1 protein-coding gene is annotated in these 1,024 nt (G+C 40.5%); it reads left to right on the top strand.

What is annotated here, in order from left to right; genetic code table 11:
* On the top strand, positions 1-1,024 hold a 1,024-nt coding region (locus AB4653_RS26825), incomplete at both ends, for a ComEC/Rec2 family competence protein (RefSeq protein WP_372105751.1).

The following is a 1,024-nucleotide window of genomic DNA, read 5'->3' as shown; positions in this document are numbered from 1 at the left end:
GTATAGCGTTTTCCGGAGTGCAAGAGGTCTAGCAACAGCATTGATACTAGTTATCTGCCTAGGGAATGTAATTGAAATACAAACGAGTCGCTTATTTCAATCAGGGCAGAATACTACCATAAATGCTTCGGTTGTTAGCCTTTTTAGTGAAAATAGCCACGGTTTTGAAAGCGTAATAGTAGCTAGATCAATTGGCGGCGAAAAATTAATCTTTCCTCAATTAATAAAATTACGTTTGTTTACTCCTTTTAAGTTAACACTCGGAGATGATGTCAATTTATCTGTGTATATAAAGCCTGTATGGGGCAAACTCAATGAAGCAGGCTTTGATTTAGAAAAGTATCTGTTTAGCGCAGGTGTGGTTGCCAATGCAATTTACAGATCTAATACAAAGTATCGCATTCATACCAATAGCAACTTACGGTCCTATTGGTTTGAAAACAGTCTTGAAAGGTTAAGTCAACTGGCAAATCAAGACCTCATTATGGCTTTGAGTTTTGGTTATCGAGACCTTATTCACTCTCAGCGTTGGGACTTACTTAAAAGCAGTGGTTTGATTCACTTGATGGCTATTTCGGGGCTGCATATTGGGATTGCCTTTGGTATCGGCTATCAAGTAGGAAAGGTATTCAGGTTACTATCATCTTCACTTCTTTGGTTGCCCACAATATTCGGAGTCGGCTTAGCCTATTTCTACAGTTGGTTTGCTGGGTTCACGCTGCCCACCTTGAGAGCTTTGGTGATGTGTATTATCGCCAGCTATTTCTTGTGGCGTGGGCAAAATATCAGTTTGTTTCGGTATGTCGCCTTAAGTCTGTGCGTGGTTCTGCTAATTTGGCCATTTTCAGCATTATCGAGTAGCTTCTGGTTGTCTTTTGGTGCGTTAGGTGCCGTTCTTTACATTGCGTTAAATAGTCAGTCATCCGATTCAAACTCAACATTTATCGACCGAGCACTGCAGCTCTTCAAGATTCAGTTAATGCTGACATTCCTGATTGCTCCCTTTTCGATGCTGTTCTTTAAT

This window comes from Vibrio sp. 10N.222.48.A3 (genome assembly GCF_041475345.1).
Classification (GTDB): Bacteria; Pseudomonadota; Gammaproteobacteria; order Enterobacterales; family Vibrionaceae; genus Vibrio; species Vibrio tasmaniensis_A.
The sequence above is the reverse complement of the archived record's forward strand: the minus strand, read 5'-3'. Positions and strand labels throughout refer to the sequence as shown.